Annotated in this window: 17 protein-coding genes; 15 read left to right on the forward strand and 2 right to left on the reverse strand. The window is 66.0% G+C overall.

The window, feature by feature from the left end; all coding sequences use genetic code 11:
* The first annotated feature begins 71 nt into the window (after positions 1 to 71).
* Positions 72 to 2606 (forward strand): glycerol-3-phosphate 1-O-acyltransferase PlsB, encoded by a 2535-nt coding sequence (gene plsB, locus AC16HO_RS10975; protein WP_395643309.1) that lies wholly within the window; start codon positions 72 to 74, stop codon positions 2604 to 2606.
* Between the two features lie 64 nt (positions 2607 to 2670).
* Here plsB and AC16HO_RS10980 read toward each other — a convergent pair whose 3' ends face one another.
* Positions 2671 to 2886 (reverse strand): YdcH family protein, encoded by a 216-nt coding sequence (locus tag AC16HO_RS10980; RefSeq protein WP_395643308.1) that lies wholly within the window; start codon positions 2884 to 2886, stop codon positions 2671 to 2673.
* 120 nt (positions 2887 to 3006) lie between these two features.
* Between AC16HO_RS10980 and AC16HO_RS10985 the strand changes: the two genes are divergently transcribed.
* The 14 genes from AC16HO_RS10985 (at position 3007) to AC16HO_RS11050 (ending at position 16003) form a co-directional block, all read left to right on the forward strand.
* Complete coding sequence (locus AC16HO_RS10985) at positions 3007 to 4383, forward strand: leucyl aminopeptidase family protein (protein WP_395643307.1); 1377 nt, start codon at positions 3007 to 3009, stop codon at positions 4381 to 4383.
* Positions 4384 to 4404: 21 nt separating this feature from the next.
* Complete coding sequence (gene ttcA / locus AC16HO_RS10990; protein WP_395643306.1) at positions 4405 to 5307, forward strand: tRNA 2-thiocytidine(32) synthetase TtcA; 903 nt, start codon at positions 4405 to 4407, stop codon at positions 5305 to 5307.
* Between the two features lie 118 nt (positions 5308 to 5425).
* Positions 5426 to 6358 (forward strand): recombination-associated protein RdgC, encoded by a 933-nt coding sequence (locus tag AC16HO_RS10995; RefSeq protein WP_395643305.1) that lies wholly within the window; start codon positions 5426 to 5428, stop codon positions 6356 to 6358.
* Positions 6359 to 6547: 189 nt separating this feature from the next.
* The gene (locus AC16HO_RS11000) at positions 6548 to 7312 is read left to right on the forward strand and encodes a M48 family metallopeptidase (RefSeq protein ID WP_395643304.1); all 765 of its coding nucleotides are present in this window, start codon (positions 6548 to 6550) and stop codon (positions 7310 to 7312) included.
* A 101-nt stretch (positions 7313 to 7413) separates the two neighbouring features.
* A complete protein-coding gene (locus tag AC16HO_RS11005; RefSeq protein ID WP_484335433.1) occupies positions 7414 to 7722 on the forward strand; it encodes a hypothetical protein in 309 nt (102 codons plus the stop codon).
* Positions 7723 to 7983: 261 nt separating this feature from the next.
* A complete protein-coding gene (locus AC16HO_RS11010) occupies positions 7984 to 8310 on the forward strand; it encodes a type II toxin-antitoxin system RelE/ParE family toxin (RefSeq protein WP_395643302.1) in 327 nt (108 codons plus the stop codon).
* Entirely contained in the window at positions 8307 to 8639 is a 333-nt protein-coding gene (locus AC16HO_RS11015; protein WP_395643301.1) for a helix-turn-helix domain-containing protein, read from the forward strand. Before AC16HO_RS11010 ends, AC16HO_RS11015 begins: the two co-directional genes overlap by 4 nt.
* Before the next feature lie 79 nt (positions 8640 to 8718).
* The gene (locus AC16HO_RS11020; protein WP_395643300.1) at positions 8719 to 9846 is read left to right on the forward strand and encodes a uroporphyrinogen-III C-methyltransferase; all 1128 of its coding nucleotides are present in this window, start codon (positions 8719 to 8721) and stop codon (positions 9844 to 9846) included.
* Entirely contained in the window at positions 9843 to 11105 is a 1263-nt protein-coding gene (locus tag AC16HO_RS11025) for a heme biosynthesis HemY N-terminal domain-containing protein (protein ID WP_395643299.1), read from the forward strand. The genes AC16HO_RS11020 and AC16HO_RS11025 overlap by 4 nt, the downstream gene beginning before the upstream one ends.
* A 35-nt stretch (positions 11106 to 11140) precedes the next feature.
* Positions 11141 to 11578 carry a hotdog fold thioesterase gene (locus tag AC16HO_RS11030; RefSeq protein ID WP_395643298.1) on the forward strand — a complete coding sequence of 146 codons (438 nt, stop codon included), beginning with the start codon at positions 11141 to 11143 and terminating at the stop codon, positions 11576 to 11578.
* A gap of 66 nt (positions 11579 to 11644) precedes the next feature.
* Positions 11645 to 12448 (forward strand): lysophospholipid acyltransferase family protein, encoded by an 804-nt coding sequence (locus AC16HO_RS11035; protein ID WP_395643297.1) that lies wholly within the window; start codon positions 11645 to 11647, stop codon positions 12446 to 12448.
* Between the two features lie 172 nt (positions 12449 to 12620).
* Entirely contained in the window at positions 12621 to 13622 is a 1002-nt protein-coding gene (locus AC16HO_RS11040) for a YheT family hydrolase (protein ID WP_395643296.1), read from the forward strand.
* Between the two features lie 36 nt (positions 13623 to 13658).
* A complete protein-coding gene (locus tag AC16HO_RS11045) occupies positions 13659 to 14687 on the forward strand; it encodes a tetratricopeptide repeat protein (RefSeq protein ID WP_395643295.1) in 1029 nt (342 codons plus the stop codon).
* A gap of 8 nt (positions 14688 to 14695) precedes the next feature.
* Positions 14696 to 16003 (forward strand): aspartyl/asparaginyl beta-hydroxylase domain-containing protein, encoded by a 1308-nt coding sequence (locus tag AC16HO_RS11050; protein WP_395643294.1) that lies wholly within the window; start codon positions 14696 to 14698, stop codon positions 16001 to 16003.
* Positions 16004 to 16071: 68 nt separating this feature from the next.
* On the opposite strand, the gene AC16HO_RS11055 is transcribed toward AC16HO_RS11050, so the two are convergent.
* On the reverse strand, positions 16072 to 16593 hold the full coding sequence (locus AC16HO_RS11055) for a tetratricopeptide repeat protein (protein ID WP_395643293.1): 522 nt from the start codon (positions 16591 to 16593) through the stop codon (positions 16072 to 16074).
* Positions 16594 to 16696 lie beyond the last annotated feature (103 nt).

The following is a 16696-nucleotide window of genomic DNA, read 5'->3' on the forward strand; positions in this document are numbered from 1 at the left end:
CCCCAGCGGCGCCGTCGTAGTTTGCGCGCACGTAACGCGCGCTTTGCCGGCGCTTGCGTACAATCCCGAGCATGAACGACGATTCCGGTTCGCTTTCGCCGGCCGCGGCCAAGCCGCAGGCGCCGTGGTGGTTGCGCGCGCTCGGCGCGCTGGCCGAGCCGTGGCTGAAGATCCAGCGCGATCCCGCCGACCCGCGCGCGGGCATCGATCCGGCCGTGCCGGTCTGCTACGTGATCGAACGCTACGGCCTGTCCGACGCGTTGATCCTCGAGCAGGCCTGCCGCGAGGCCGGCCTGCCCGAGCCGCTGCGCCCGTTCGACATCGCCGGGCTGTCCAAGCAGCGCGCGATGTTCGCGCTGTCGCGGCGCGACGGCTGGTGGTTCCAGAAGCCGCGTTCGAAGACGCATTCGCAGACGCTTGCGCAACTGCTCGACACGGTGCGCACGCATCCCGATATCGACGTGCAGCTCGTCCCGGTGGCGATCTTCGTCGGTCGCGCGCCCGACCGCGAGGCGGGCTGGTTCCGCGTGCTGTTCTCGGAAAACTGGAACGTGGTCGGCCGCTTCCGTCGCCTGCTCGCGCTGCTGCTCAACGGCCGCAGCACGATCGCGCATTTCGCCGCGCCCGTGTCGCTGCGCCAGGTGATCGCCGGCGAGCGCGATGCGCCGAACACGCTGCGCAAGGTCTCGCGCGTGTTGCGCGTGCACTTCCAGCGCCAGCGCGCGGTCGTCATCGGCCCCGACCTGTCGCATCGGCGCACGCTGATCGACGCGGTGATCAACGCCGCACCCGTGCAGGCCGCGATCGCCACGGCAGCAAGCAAGGAGAACGTCGACAAGGGCGCGGCGACGGCCAAGGCGCGCGCGATGGCCTGGGAGGTCGCCGCGGACCAGTCGCATCCGGTCGTGCGCTCGGCTTCCGGTTTGTTGACCGGCTTGTGGGACAAGATCTATTCCGGCGTGCGCATGCACCACTTCGACAAGTTGCGCGCGATCGCGCCGGGCCACGAAGTCGTTTACGTGCCGTGCCATCGCAGCCATATCGACTACCTGTTGCTGTCGTACCTGCTCTACCGCAACGGCATCGCGCCGCCGCACATCGCCGCAGGGGTGAACCTCAACCTGCCGCTGCTCGGTTCGTTCCTGCGGCGTGGCGGCGCGTTCTTCATGCGCCGCAGTTTCAGCGACCCGCTGTACTCGACCGTGTTCCGCGAATACATGAGCCAGCTGTTCGCGCGCGGCGTATCGATCGAATACTTCGTCGAGGGCGGGCGCTCGCGCACCGGGCGCACGTTGACCCCGCGCGGCGGCCTGCTGTCGATGACCCTGCGCAGCTTCCTGCGCGAAGCGCAGCGCCCGGTGGTGTTTCAGCCGATCTACATCGGCTACGAGCGCATCATGGAAGGTGACTCCTACATCGGCGAGCTGTCGGGCAAGCCGAAGGAGAAGGAATCCTGGTTCCAGTTGCTGCGCGCGCTCGGCAAGCTGCGTGAGAATTACGGTCGGGTCGCGGTCAACTTCGGCGAACCGATCTTCCTGACTCCGCTGCTCGACGGCGTCGACGCGGACTGGCGCGCGGCGATCGCCGATCCCGAGGCGAAACCGGCCTGGCTCAAGCCCGCAGTCGACACGCTCGCCGAGCGCATCGCCGCCGGCATCAACGCTGCGGTCGACATCAATCCGATCAACCTGCTCGCGCTCGCGTTGCTGGCGACACCCAAGCACGCGATGGCCGAGGCCGACCTGCTCGCCCAGATCGACCTGACCCGCGAACTGATCACCGCGCTGCCGTATTCGGAGCGGCTCACGATCACCGATCTGTCTGCCGCGGAGATCATCGCCTACGGCGAGAAGATGCAGGCGATCGCGCGCATCAAGCATCCGCTCGGCGATGTGCTCGCGAGCGAAGGCAAGGCCGCGGTGCTGCTCTCGTACTTCCGCAACAACGTGTTGCACGTGGTTGCGACCGCGGCGTGGATCGCCTGCTGTTTCCTCAACAACCGCGGCATGAAGCGCGAGCAGATCCTGCGCCTCGGCCGCGTCGTCTACCCGTTCGTGCAGGCCGAATTGTTCCTGCCGTGGAGCGAGGACGAATTCATGGCGCGCTGCGAGGCGACGATCGACGTCTTCGTCGCGCGCGGCCTGCTCAAGGCCGATGAGCAGCGGGAGTCTCTGCAGCGCGAGCCGGGACAGAGCGACGGCGCGTTCCGCCTGCGCGTGATCGCGCAGAGCCTGCTGCAGACGATCGAGCGCTACTACATCGCGATCGCCGCGCTCGTGCGCAACGGGCCGAACACGCTGAGCGCCGGCGAGCTTGAAAACCTGTGCACGCTGACCGCGCAGCGCCTGTCGCTGCTGCAGGAATTGAATGCGCCGGAATTCTTCGACAAGGCGCTGTTCCGCGGCTTCATCGGCAAATTGCGCGAACGCCGCGTGATCTGGCCCGACGCTGGGGGCAAGCTCGAATTCCACACCGATCTGGAGAGCATCGTGCGCGACGCCAAGCTGATCCTCAGTCGCGAGATCCGCCACGGGATTTTGAAATTGACGCCGGAGCGGCACGGTGCGCTGGCCGAGCCGGGCGCCGGGGCGAAGGAAGAAAATTGAGAAGTGCGGCCATGGATAGCCGCTTTGTGATCCTCGCGTTCAAGGGCGAACGCCAAGGTACGGTTCACGCGTCGAGATCCGGAATCAGTTTCGATTCCAGATACGAGATCATGTCCTTCAGGCGCAGCTTGCGCACCTTCATGCGCTTCAAGCGCAATTCGTCGCCGTGCGGGCTCGCGGCCAGGGCGGCGATCGCCGCGTCGAGGTCGCGGTGTTCGACGCGCAATTCGACCAGCTGGCGCGTGATTTCGGATGGGTCGAGCGGCACGGATACGTCCATTCGCGGGGCGCGATTAGTGTAACGCGTGCAAGGCGCCGGGGAGCAGGGGTGCGTCCCGCGCCGGTCGTTTGCGCGCCGGCAAGGTTGTACTCTTGTCGCTGGCTCACCTCGGGAAGCACCATGAACGCATTGATCGAAACGCGCCGTGTCCCGCGCGCGATACCGCTGCTCGCGGTGACGAAAGCGACGCTGCGCGCCACCACCGCCAAGCTCGGCAAGAGCGCCGCGAACTGGATCGCCGCGAGCGGCTTCGATGCCGCGCCCGGCACGTTCTGCCTGTTGCCCGATGCGCAAGGCAAGGCGAAGCGCGTGCTCGCCGGCATCGCCGCGGCAGACGACCTGTACGCGCTCGCGAGCCTGCCGCTGCGCCTGCCGGAAGGCAGCTACCGGCTCGACGACGGTGGCATCGCGCTCGACGCGGAACGCGCCGCGCTGGGCTGGGGCCTCGGCGCGTACCAGTTCACGCGTTATCGCAAGGCGGCGCGCACTCCCGCGAAACTCGCCGTCGATGGCACGGTGTTGCGCGCGGTCGAAGCGCGCCTGGCTGCATCCTCGCGCGTGCGCGATCTGGTCAACACGCCGACCGAGGACATGGGGCCTGGAGAACTTGTCGCTGCGGTGGAGTCGCTCGCGGCGCCGCACAGTGCCCGATTCCGCGAGTGGGTCGGCGAGGATCTGCTGCGCGACAATTTCCCGACGATTCACGCCGTCGGCCGCGCCAGCCATCGCGCGCCGCGTCTGGCCGAGTTGACCGCGGGGGATGCGCAGCACCCGCAGGTCGTCATCGTCGGCAAGGGGGTCTGCTTCGACACCGGCGGCCTCGACCTCAAGTCGGCCGACGGCATGCGCTGGATGAAGAAGGACATGGGCGGCGCCGCGCATGCGATCGCGCTGGCCGATCTGATCCTGCGCGCAAAGCTGCCGGTGCGCCTGACCTTGTTGATTCCGGCGGTGGAGAATGCGGTCGCCGGCAACGCCTATCGCCCCGGCGAGGTGATCCGCACGCGCGCCGGCCTGAGCGTCGAGATCGACAATACCGATGCCGAAGGCCGCCTCGTGCTCTGCGATGCGCTGGCCTATGCGAGCGAATCGAAGCCGGATCTGATCATCGATTTCGCCACGCTGACCGGCGCCGCACGCGTCGCGCTCGGGCCGGACCTGCCGGCGCTGTTCGGCAATCGCGAAGACTTGGCGCAAGCCGCGGTCGCCGCCGGGCGCCGCGAGCAGGATCCCGTCTGGCACATGCCGCTGTGGGCGCCGTATCGCGCGATGCTCGAATCGCGCGTCGCCGATCTGGCCAACGCCGGCGGCTCCAAACACGCCGGCGCGATCACGGCGGCGCTGTATCTGGAACGCTTCGTGCCGCAGACGATTCCGTGGCTGCATCTGGACACTTACGCCTGGAACGACGCCGACAAGCCGGGCCGGCCTGCGGGCGGCGAGGCGCTGGGTCTGCGCGCGATTTTCGCGCTGCTCGCGGAGCGCTATCGCAGGTGAAGCCGCGCCCCAGGCCTTACAATGGCGGCCTGTTCCGGTTTTGAATTCCCCATGTCCGCTCTGTCTCTCGCGTTGCCCGCGCAGCGCATCGATGCCAACAAGCTCGCCAAGCGCCTGCGCCGCCAGGTCGGCCAGGCGATCGCCGACTACAACATGATCGAGGACGGCGACCGGGTCATGGTCTGCCTGTCCGGCGGCAAGGATTCGTATACGCTGCTCGACGTGCTGCGCCAATTGCAGGCGAAGGCGCCGGTGCGCTTCGAGCTCGTCGCCGTGCATCTCGACCAGAAGCAGCCCGGCTACGATCCGGCAACCCTGCCGAACTACCTGCGTTCCATCGAGCAGCCGTTCGAGATTCTCGAGCAGGACACCTACAGCGTCGTCCAGCGCGTGATCCCGGAAGGCAAGACCATGTGCGGCCTGTGCTCGCGCCTGCGTCGTGGCGCGCTGTACACGCATGCCGAGCGCGCTGGCTTCACCAAAATCGCGCTCGGCCATCATCGCGACGACATGGTCGAGACGCTGTTCCTCAACATGTTCTATCACTCGCGCCTGAAATCGATGCCGCCGAAGCTGCTGTCCGACGACGGCAAACATGTGCTGGTCCGCCCGCTCGCCTACTGCAAGGAGGCCGACATCGCCGAGTACGCCGAACGCCGTGCGTTCCCGATCATGCCGTGCAATCTTTGCGGCTCGCAGGAGACGCTGCAGCGCAAGGCGATCAAGGCGATGCTGCACGAGTGGGAGCGCAGGACGCCGGGTCGCATCGAGAACGTGTTCCGCGCGATGACCTCGATCGCTCCCTCGCAACTCGCCGACCGCGAACTGTTCGACTTCGCCACGCTCGGCGCGCGCTCGCCGAGTCCGCCGCCAAGCATGACCGACTGGCTGCTCGGCGACGGTATTTCTGAAAACCTTTCTTAACGCAGATCAGAGCTGATCAAAGCGGACAAGGGCGGATAAAAGATTCAAAAATCCGCTTCTATCCGTTCTTATCCGCCTTGATCTGCGTTCAACGCTTTTGACTCTGGAAAACCCAAGCATGTGGTTTCGTAACCTGACCCTGTTCCGTTTCTCCCCGGCTGTCGCCAAATCACTCAAATCGCTCGATGAGGATCTCGCCGAAAAGAAATTGCGCCCCTGCGGCCCGGTCGAACTGGCCACGCGTGGGTTCATCTCGCCGTTCGGACGCAATGAGGACACGCTGACGCACCGGACTGGCGAATTCGCCCTTTTAACCATCGGCGCGGAAGACAAACTTCTGCCATCTTCGGTGATAAACGAGGAATTAACTGAACGTTTGCAGAAGATCGCCGAAAAAACTGGTAGAAAGCCGGGTGGTCGCGAGCGCAAACGACTCAAGGAAGAGGTGTTGACCGACCTGCTTCCGCGCGCTTTCATACGCTTGTCAAAGCGGAAGGCTTATCTGGACCGCCAGGACGGCTGGTTCGTCGTCGACACCGCGAGCAAGAAAGCCGCCGAGGAAGCCGTCACGCAGCTGCGCGAGGCGCTCGGCAGCTTTCCGGCGGTACCGATGGCGGCCGAGGAGTCGCCGCGCGTGCTGATGACGGACTGGCTCGCGAAAGGGAAATTGCCGGCGGGATTGGTGCTCGGCGACGAATGCGAACTGCGCGATCCGGTCGAGTCCGGCGCGATCGTCCGCTGCCGCCGCCAGGAGCTTGAAACGGACGAGGTGCGGGAGCATCTCAAGAGCGGCAAGCAGGTGTTTGCGCTGGGGCTGACGTTCGAGGACCGGATGAGCTTTTCCTTGAGCGAAGACCTCGTGGTGCGCAAGCTGCGTTTCCTCGACGTGGTGCAGGACGAACTCGGCGAAGGCGACAAGGGACGTGCTGATGAAAATCAGGCCGCCGCCGAACTCGACGCGGTGTTCGCGTTGATGTCTCTGGAATTGAGACGGCTGTTTGCAAAATTCGAGGAATGGTTCGGGTTGCCCCGGCCATCCGACAAAAAATAGGTGCTCGAACCTGTCTTGAAACGTAGCGAGCGAAGACAGGTCGCGTGACGCCGGAGCACAGGAACCGGAGCGTACTTCCAGTACGTGAGGATTCCGAGCACCGCCGGCGTGCGAGATGTCGAGCGCAGCAGTTTCAAAACAGGTTCGACCCGGTTACGCGACGCCGAGGTATATATGAGGTTTATCGACATGACCTTGGCAGAGCAGAACAATTATCTCGAACTCGCCACCGACGACGGCGACACGATCAAGGTGTTGCGTGCCGCGCACCCGCGCGCGCGGCGTCTGCGCCTGACCGTCACCTCGGGCGGCGCGCGCGTGTCGTATCCGCCGTCGACGCATCCGGCGCAGGTGTTCGCCTTCCTGCGCAAGCACGCGGACTGGCTCGAACGCAAACTCGACGAACTGCAAATCGAGGACGCGCCGCCGCCGATCGAACCCGGCCGGCCGACGCTGATCCCGTTGCGCGGCGAAACCAAGCGCCTGATCTGGCGCGATGGCGCGTTTCCGCACATCGAACTCGACGGCGAGGATCGCCTCGTGCTCACGCTGCCGAAGCCGCACAACAAGTGCACGCTGAGCGCGGCGCGCTCGCTGCTGCATTCGTTTTTGCAGGCGCAGATCCGCCGGGACGTCTCGCGCCTGCTCGCGCGCTACGTGCCCGAACTCGGCCGCGCGCCGACCGGCGTGCGCGTGAAATCGCTGAAAAGCCTGTGGGGCAGCCTCGACACGCGCGATGCGGTCACGCTCGATCTCGCCTTGGCGCTCGCCCCGCCCGAGGCGCTCAAGTACGTCGTCATCCACGAACTCTGCCACCTGCGCTATCGCGACCATGGCCCACGCTTCTGGGCGCTGGTCGGCTCGCTTTATCCCGACTGGAAGGGTCAGCGCGAATGGCTCAAGGCGCGCGGGCATGCGCTCAAGGCGGAATTGGCGAGGATGATTGAGGCCTAGTTAGCGTTATGTCTGCCTCTAACGTCGACAAAGCCCGTTACCAAAAGTCACCACTTCAGGCAGCGTATACGCCGAAAGAGTCCTTTGGTTGGGGTTCATTCGTGCGTTACATCGAACTCGGCGACGATGGGTTCACATCTCGTCAAGTTGATGCGTATGAAAACGGATACTTTACTCGCTACGACCGGAAGCATTGGGAAGATCAATTCGGCACGCTGGCCGATTTTCGGTATGGTGAAACTTGGCAAAAGCATTGGGGCAAACCAATCGTCATTGCTCGCGCAGAGTTCGAGCTTCTGTGGTCTCAAGCAGCCATGTCACCGCCTTTCCAACTCCGAGCAGCATCTCCTTCTGTGCAAGCTCCGTGGCTCATGCTGTTCGAGTCGGGGCGCTGGCAAGGGCAGGCATAACTATTCCCGTAAGAGACTTCCTGTCAACCTCGGCAAAGCGAGTAGGGCGCAATAAGCGCAGCGCATTGCGCCGCAAAGTCGCAAGCCTATGAGCTTACAGGATATTGTCCGGTCCGCGCGTGCGGTGCAGCGTGGCGATCGTGGCGGCGATACCGCCGCATTGCGTGATGGTGCATCGGCTCCAATCGATTTTCGCTGTCTTGCGCGCTGACGCTTTCTTCGTCCTCCTGGGTCGCATAACAAATATGTTACCATGCGCGCATGGCATGGAGCATTTCGTATCACACGAAAGCAGTCGAGGTCTTTGTCCTCGGCTTGCCGGAGGGTCTTCTGGCGCGGTATCTGCGCTTGACCGACTTGATGATCGAGTTCGGAGCGAATCTCGGCATGCCGCATACGCGGGCGATGAGCGATGGTTTGTTCGAACTCAGGATCAAGGGCAGGGAAGGCATCGCGCGCGTGTTCTACTGTACCCGCATCGGACAGCGCATCGTAATGCTGCACGGGTTCGTCAAGAAATCGGAGAAGACGCCGCCCGAAGAATTGAAAAAGGCAAGGATGCTGCTGGCAGAGGTGAAGAAATCATGAAACACAGCGAATTGAAGAAAGCAGCATTGCGCAAGGCGGGAGTCCGCGCGGAATATCAGGCTTTGGCGCCCGAGTTCGAATTGCTGCGTCAGATGTTGCGCGCACGTGCACAGGCGGGCATGAGCCAAGCCGATGTCGCAGCGCTCATGGGCACACAGGCGCCGGCGATAACGCGGCTGGAGTCGGCACTGAGCGGAGGCGGGCATTCGCCGTCGATCGACACGCTCAAGCGATACGCAGAGGCGGTGGGCTATGAGTTGCAGCTCAAGCTGGTTGGCAAGCGCAAAGGTGCGTCCCGACGTGCGATTTCCGACAAGGCCGCTGCGTAAAGGTCGCTTCTTGCCGGTTGTTGTTTCAGTCGGGCCTGCGACTCGTGCACGCCGCGCACTGTTTGGTTAGCATGCGAGCATGAGCGAGAACGACGCCGCCGATTCCTTCAGTGCCTTGCCGCCGCCCGCGGAAAGTTCGCCTGCACCCACGCCGGTACGCCGCCGCGGCGCGGGCGGCTTCGGCTGGCTGCTGCTGGTCCTGATCCTCGCTGCGGCCGGCTACGGCTACTGGCGACTGCAGAACATCGAGCAGGGGCACGAGGCGACCGTGCAGACGGAAGCGTCCGCTGCGCAGAAGCTGCGCGACGAGGTCGAGGCGTTGCGTCGCAGCGCCGATGCGTCAAAGAACGAAGCGCAGACGCTGCGCACGCGGCTGGACGACACGGCCAAGGTCAACGAATCGCTGCGCGCGCAGGTGCTCGGCTTGTCCGAGCGCGCGCGCCTGTCCGAGGACGCGATCGCCAATCTCGCCGAGAAGCGCCTGTCGGGCCACGATGCGTTCCTGCTCGACGAAGCCGAGCTGTTGCTCGTGCTCGCGCAGGAACGCTATGCGCTGTTCGCCGATCCGGCGCCGTCGCTGGCCGCGTATCGGCTCGCCGACGCGGCGCTGGCGCAGGCCAACGATGCGGCATTCGCCTCGGTGCGGCAGAGCATCCAGGCCGAAGTCGCTGCGTTGGGCGCGCTCGAAACGAACAGTCCATCGATGGCACAACAGTCGCTGGCGCAATTGCGCGATTCGCTGGCGCAACTTCCGAGCCGGCAAAACAACGAAGAATCGGACAAGGCGCAACCGGGCTCGCGCTTCGCGCGCATCTTTGGCCAGTTCATCCGCATCCGTCGTGACGATGATGCGGGCGGCCGCTTCGGCAGGAACGATCCACTGCTGGCGCGCGCGCTGCTCGACGCGAGCCTGCGCGGCGCGCAGGGCGCGCTGTTGATTCGCGACGCGTCGCGCTGGCAGCAGGCGCTGACCACCGCTCGTGCGCAGCTTGCGCACGATTTCGATGCCGCCGCGCCCGATGTGGCGAAGGCGCAGGCGGCGCTCGATGCGCTGGCAAAAACGGCGATCGCGCCGCCCGCGCCGAACGTGCTCGGTGCCGCGCTCAAGGAACTGCGCAACCTGCGCACGACGCACAGTTTGCAGGCGCCGCCCGCGGCTGCGCCGGCCAAGCCTGCGGCACCCGCGCAACCGGAAGGCCAGTCGTGAGATCGTGGACCGCCGTGTTGTTGCTGCTGATCGTCGCGGTCGCCGCGGCCTGGGGCTGGCATGCGCTCGCGCTCGATCCGGGCGAGGTGCGCCTGCGCTTTGCCGGCTGGCGTCTGGAGACAAGTTTCGTGTTTGGTGTAGTCGCCGCGTTGTTGCTGTGGGCGATCCTGAGCCTCGTTTTCCGCGCCGTGTTCTGGCCGGGTCGCGCGCTGCGCCGGCGCGCGTTGCAGCGCGGGCACGAACGCATCGCCGACGGCCTCGTCGCCGCGGTCGAAGGCCGCCACGCGCAGGCGGCGAAATCGCTGGAGCGTGCGGCACACATCGAAGCCTTGCAGGCGCCGGCGCTGCTCGAACGCGCGCGCTCCGCGCATCGACAAGGCGATACGCAGCAGGCCGCGGCCGCGCTGGATGCGGTGGAACCCGTTGCGCCGCAGGCCGCACTCGCGCTGCGCGCGCGCTTCCTGCTCGACGATGGCCGCAACGCCGACGCACTCGCGCTGCTCAACGCCGCGATGGCCAAGGCGCCGTTGCCGCCCGCGGCGCTGCGCAGCCTGATCGAAGCGGCCGGTCGTTGCGGCGATTCGGCCACGGCGTTTGCCGCGCTCGCGGCATTGGCAAAAAACCATTCGCTCGCGGACGCGGATTTCACCGAACTTGAAACGAACACGCTGGCCATGGCGCTGACGAATGCGACCCGCGCCGATGCGCTGGCCAGCGCATGGTCGAACCTGAGTCGCGCGCAGCGTCAGCGCGAGCCGCTCGTGGTCGCTTACGCCAGGCGCGCCGCCGCACTCGGCCAGCCGTTGCCGGCGATGGGCGAAATCGAGTCCGCGCTGCGCCGCGACTGGTCGGAGAATCTGGTTCGCGCCTACGGTGAACTTGGGCCTTCGGATGTCGCCGCACGCCTGCGCAAGGCCGAAGCCTGGATCGCCACGCAGCCGAACAGCGCCGGCCTGATGCTCACGCTCGGCCGCCTGTGCAATCAAAGCGAACTCTTCGGCAAAGCGCGCGAGTATCTCGGCCGCGGCCTCGCGATCGCCGCCGATGCGCCGCTGTGGGAAGCGCTCGGCGACGCGTGTGTCGGCGCGAATGACAACGACACCGCACAACGCGCCTATCGCAATGCCCTGCGCGCGGCGCGCGGCGAGAAGACCGAATCGCTGCCGGATACCTTGCGCGGTGCGCTCGACACGCGCGCCAGCGTGGTCGAGCAGCGCAGCGCGCACGGTGTGCCCACGCTCGTACTGCCGCGACAGTAGATCGGCGTCTCGCAAACGAAGGAAAGGATCGACCCATGTCCTTGTGGAAAACCCAACCCGATCTGGCCCAGATCAGGCAGGCAAACCAGAAGACGCTGATAAACACGATCGGCATCGAGATCACCGAGATCGGCGAGGATTTCGTGCGCGGCACGATGCCGGTCGACGCGCGTACGCACCAGCCCTACGGCATCCTGCACGGCGGCGCGTCGATCGCGCTCGCGGAAACGCTGGGCAGCTATGCGGCGATGTTGAGTTGCGATCCGCAGTTCCGCGCCGTCGGCATCGACATCAACGCCAATCATGTGCGCGCCGTGGCGAGCGGCATCGTTACCGGTACCGCGCGGCCGCTGCATGTGGGCCGGTCGACCCAAGTCTGGGAAATCCGCATCGAGGACGAAACAGGCAGGCTCGTCTGCATCTCGCGGCTGACGACCGCGGTGGTGCCGAAGCAGGCGATTGCGTCCGCCTGAATCGCTGTCTGATTGTTGCATCGCTGCGGTGGCGGTGGGCGACGCGCTTGGCTACCATCGCGTGCGATGAGCGCATCGACGCAAATTTCCATCACCTCCGCATCGAAACGCGATTGGCTGCGGCCTTTGCGCTATCTCGTGCGCGTGCCCTTGCTCGCGGTGCACATCCTGATCGCGCCGCCGTTGGCGATTTTCGTGTTCTCGCCGCTCGGTGCGAAATTTTCGGTCAACGGCGAACGGCTAGATCATTGGGCGACGCGCTGGTGGTCGGGCGCGCTGATCCGGCGCTTCGGCTTCCGCATCCGCCGCATCGGCGAACCGTTGCCGGGCGCAACCTTGTTCGTCGCCAATCATGTGTCGTGGATGGACATCGAGCTGATGCACAGCCAGCGCATGATGAGTTTCGTCGCCAAAAGCGAAATCGCGCGCTGGCCTTTCGTTGGCTGGCTGGCGACGCGCGCGGGCACGATCTACCACCAGCGCGGCTCGACGCATTCGCTGGCGTCAGTGACCGAGAGCGTGGTCGCGCATCTCGATGTCGGCGGGTCGGCCGGCGTGTTTCCCGAAGGCGGCACCGGGCCGGGCAACACGGTGCGCACGTTCCATGCGCGCATCTTTCAGGTTGCGGTCGATGCGCGCACGCCGGTCCAGCCGGTCGCGTTGTGCTATGGAAAAAATGGAAAAATGGATTTGTCGGTGCCGTTCGGCGCGAAGGAAAGTTTTTTCGGCAACTTCCTGCGCGTGCTCGGCGGTCCGTCGCTGGATGCCGAGGTGCATTTCCTCGAACCGTTCGCGATCGACGGCGAGGGTCGGCGCGAGATTGCGGAGACGGCGCGTGCGCGCATCGCGGCGGCGCTGGGCTTCGAGTGACATCGGCAGCCGCCCAGTCTTTCGCCTCCCGCCTTGCGGGCGAGGCCGGCACGCGCAAGGCGTCGGGAGAGGGGTTCGGCATCGAAGCCGCCGTCGGCTCCGGCTCACCTTCCCAACCCCTGTTCCGTCGAGCGCGAGGAGCCGAGGGCGCGACGCGCGGATCGAGTCCGCCATGAATGCGCCGACCCGCGAATTTCATCCGCGCCGCTGGCTGCGCAATCCGCATGTACAGTCGGTGCTCGCTTCCAGCGGCGTGCGTCGCCTGTTTTTTCGCCATCGACGTGTGCTCGTCGATGGCGCGGCGACGGAACACGTTCTCGACTGCGGCGACGGTGTGCGCCTGCAGGGTTTCCACACGCGCCAGACCGTGCGCCCGCAGCCGCGCGCGCTGGTGGTCCTGCTGCACGGCTGGGAAGGCAGCGTGCAGTCGACCTACGTGCTCAATACCGGCGCGCGCCTGCTCGCCGAAGGTTGCGACGTATTCCGCCTCAATTTCCGCGACCACGGCGACACGCATCACCTCAACCGCGACATCTTCCATTCCTGCCGCATCGAGGAGGTGGTCGGCGCGCTGGCCGCGATCGCGGCGACACTTTCGCAGCGGCCGCTGGTCTTGGGCGGCTACTCGCTTGGTGGAAACTTCGCCCTGCGCGCGGCCTTGCGCGCGCGCCAGGCGGGCGTCGAGCTGGCGTGGGTGTTTGCGGTCTGTCCGCCGATCAGCCCGAGCGTGGCGATGCGCGCGATCGAATCCTCGCCGGTCTACTCATACTACTTCCTGCGCAAATGGCGCAGTTCGCTCAAGCGCAAGCAGGCTTTGTTTCCACAGGTGCAGCTGTTCGCCGCGAGCGAATTGCGCGGCAACCTGCGCGAACTGACCCAGAGCCTGGTCAGCCGTCATACCGATTTCGGCACGGTGGAAAACTACTTCAACGGTTATTCGATTGCCGGCGATACGCTGTCGGCCCTGGCGGTGCCGGCGACGATCCTCACCGCCGCGGACGACCCGATCATTCCGGTCGCCGATTTTCATGCGCTGAAGCTTTCCGCGTCGACCGAACGCGTCATCGTGCCGCACGGCGGGCACTGCGGCTTCATCCGCGACGCGAGCCTGTCGAGCTGGGCCGAGGATTTCCTTGCCGAACGCCTGAACGCGCATCTGGGCAATCGCCCCTGAGCGTACCGTTTCGCCTATCATGACGGCCGGTTCCACATGTCTTTTCCGTCGATGACCCTCGAAGAAATCCTGCCGCTGCACCGTGCCGGCGAGTTCGATGCCGCCGAACGCGCGTACCGCGAACATCTTGCCGCCCAACCGGACGACGTCGATGCCCTGCACCTGCTCGGCGTGGTGTTGCATCAGCGCGGCGACAGCGCCGCGGCGATGGCGCCGTTGTTGCAGGCGGTGCGCATCGCGCCGGACGTGGCGCGGCTGCATCTCACGCTCGGCGGCGTGCTCATGCAGTTGGGTCAGGACGAGGCTGCGCGAGGCGCGTTCCTGCGCGCGCTGGAGCTCGATCCGAACCTGGTCGAGGCACACGGCGTGCTCGGCCATCTGCAGTTGGGCGAAGGCGACCTCGATGCCGCGGAGAATCGCTTCCGCATCGGCCGCCGCGCCACCGATGCGTTCGAAGACGAGGACCCGCTGATCCTGCTTGGCCTCGGCAACATCTACCTTGCGCGCGGCGATGGCGTGACCGCGTCGAAGTTCCTCAGCCGGGCGGCCTCGCTCAGGCCGGACGATGCGGCGATCCAGACCGCGCTCGGCCAGAGCCTGTTCGCGCAGGAAAGCTTCGCGTTCGCCGAGCAGGCGCTGGCCAATGCACTGCGCCTGCACCCGGATTCGAGCACCGCGAAATTGTTCCTCGCGCGTGCGCGCATGCGCCAGAACAAGGACGACGCCGCGCGCGAAGGATTCAGCGAGCTGGTCGCCGCCGGCAAGCAGGTGTTCGGCGCGACCGCGGGACTCGGCGATATCGCGCGCAAGCATGGGCAGACGGTCAAGGCCCTGAAGTACTACAAGCGCGCGCTCGAACTCGACCCCACGCATGCCGGCGCGATCAACGCCTGCGCCTGGTGCATGGAAAAACTCGGCGACCCCGAAGCCGCGGTGCGCTACCTCAGCGACGGCGTGCGGCGCTCCCCCGATGCCGATTCGCTGCGTCCGCAGCTCGCCGTGCTGCTCGAACGGCTCGGCCGCGGCGACGAGGCGGCGCAGGTACGTGCGGCGCTCGCGGGTTGAACGCGACGATGACGACGCACGATACGCAGGCCGACGCGCAGCTGCAGCGCGCCCGCGCCGCCGTGGAGGCGGGGCGCTACGCGGAGGCCGACGCGGCGTTCGCGCTCGTGCTGACGCAGGATCCCGGCCATGCCGAGTCGCTGAACTATCTCGCCCAACGCGCCCTCGTCGATGGGCGCCCGGCGCAGGCGATCGAGTTGCTCGAGCGTGCGCTCGCACGCGACGCGGACAATGCCGAGTCATGGAAGAACCTCGGTTTCGCGCGCCTCGCCGCGGGCCAGGGCGAAGCCGCGACGGCCGCACTGGAGGCCTCGATCCGTCTCGATCCCGGCGCGTTCCGCGCGCGCCTGTTTCTCGCCCAGATCCACGAACGCGCCGGCCGCGTGCGCGAGGCGACGATGCAGTACTTCGGGGCCATCGTTGCCGCGCAGGCGCAGGGTCTCTGGCTCAGCGAGGAGAGCACGCCGCCGGCAATGCGCGAACGCGTGCTGCAGGCGATGGATTTCGTCGATCGCCATCGCCGCGCGATCTTCGCCGAGGTGCTCGAACCTCTGCGCACGCAACACGGCGACGCCGCGCTTGCGCGCGTCCAGCGCTGCCTCGCCATCTATCTCGGCGAAGCGTCGGCCGATTGGCCCGATCCACGCCAGCGGCCGAAATTTCTCTATTTCCCGGGCCTGCCAACGCCGCCGTATTTCGATCGCGCGCTGTTTCCGTGGTATGCCGCGCTGGAGGAAAACGTCGGCGTGATCCGCGCCGAACTGCACGAGGTGCTGCGCGACGAGGCAGGCATCGCGCCGTTCCTCGGCACGAACGCGCTCGACCGGGTCGGTGACCAGCTCGCCGGCGCGGAAGCACCGCCCGCCTGGGACGCATTCTTCTTTCATCGCCACGGCGAGCGCATCGACGAAAATTGCGCGCGGTGCCCGCGCACCGCAGCGATCCTCGATTCGCTGCCGCTGGTGCGCATTCGCGAACACGCGCCGGAAATCTGCTTTTCGCTGCTCACGCCGGGCACGCACATCCTGCCGCATCGCGGCGTGACCAACACGCGCCTGGTCACCCACCTGCCGCTGATCGTGCCCGAGGATTGCGCCATCGTCGTCGGCGGCGAAAAGCGCGAGTGGCGCGAAGGCGAGTGTTTCACCTTCGACGACACGTTCGAGCACGAGGCGTGGAACCGCGGTGCGTCCACGCGCGTGGTCATGCTGATGGATTGCTGGAACCCCTACCTCAGCGAGGTCGAACGCGACGCAGTCACCCTGCTGGTCGGCGCGATCGGCGATTTCAATCGCGCGGCGGGTATCAACAGCTGACACTGCCCGGCATCGGGGCTCCCTCTCCTTTCAAAGAGAGGGGCCAGGAGCACCGGGCAGTGACGCGGTTACTCCTGCGGCGCCACGTTGAGATAGCCGCCTGCGGCGGCGACGGTGGCCCACAGTTCGGCGGCAAGATGGAACGAGCGACCGAACAGGTCCTCGGCCGCCGCACGGTCGCCGTTCATCAGATAGTACGCGCCGACTTCGGCGATTTCCTTCTCATCTTCCGGATTGGCCTGCGTGTATTTGTCGAACAGCGGCTTGGCCTTGGCCCATTCGCCGGCTTCGCGGTAGACGCGCGCGACGCGGAACTCGTCGCTAGGCTTGTGCTTCTTGTTCAGTACGTCGTCGAAAATCGCCTGACCTTCGGCCTTCATGCCGCCGAGGTAATAGACGCGGCCGATTGCGATGCGTTCCCAACTGCCGTCGCCCGCCTGCGCACGGGCGGCGTCGAGCAGGGCACGTGCGGCCTCCTGCTTGGACTTGCCCTGGAACAGTGACGTTTCGAGCTTCTTCTGTCCGGCGAAACCGACGCCGATTCCGGCGGCGAAGATCAGGGCAGCGAGGGCGGTATGACGAAATTTCATTGCGACTCCTTGTGCGTGGTGTGGTTCGACCCCGGGACAGCATATCCGTGTCGGTGGCGGCGTTGCATGCGCAGTTTCCGCGACCTGGGGCGGCGCCGCGATC

It is taken from the genome of Rudaea sp., assembly GCF_057139185.1.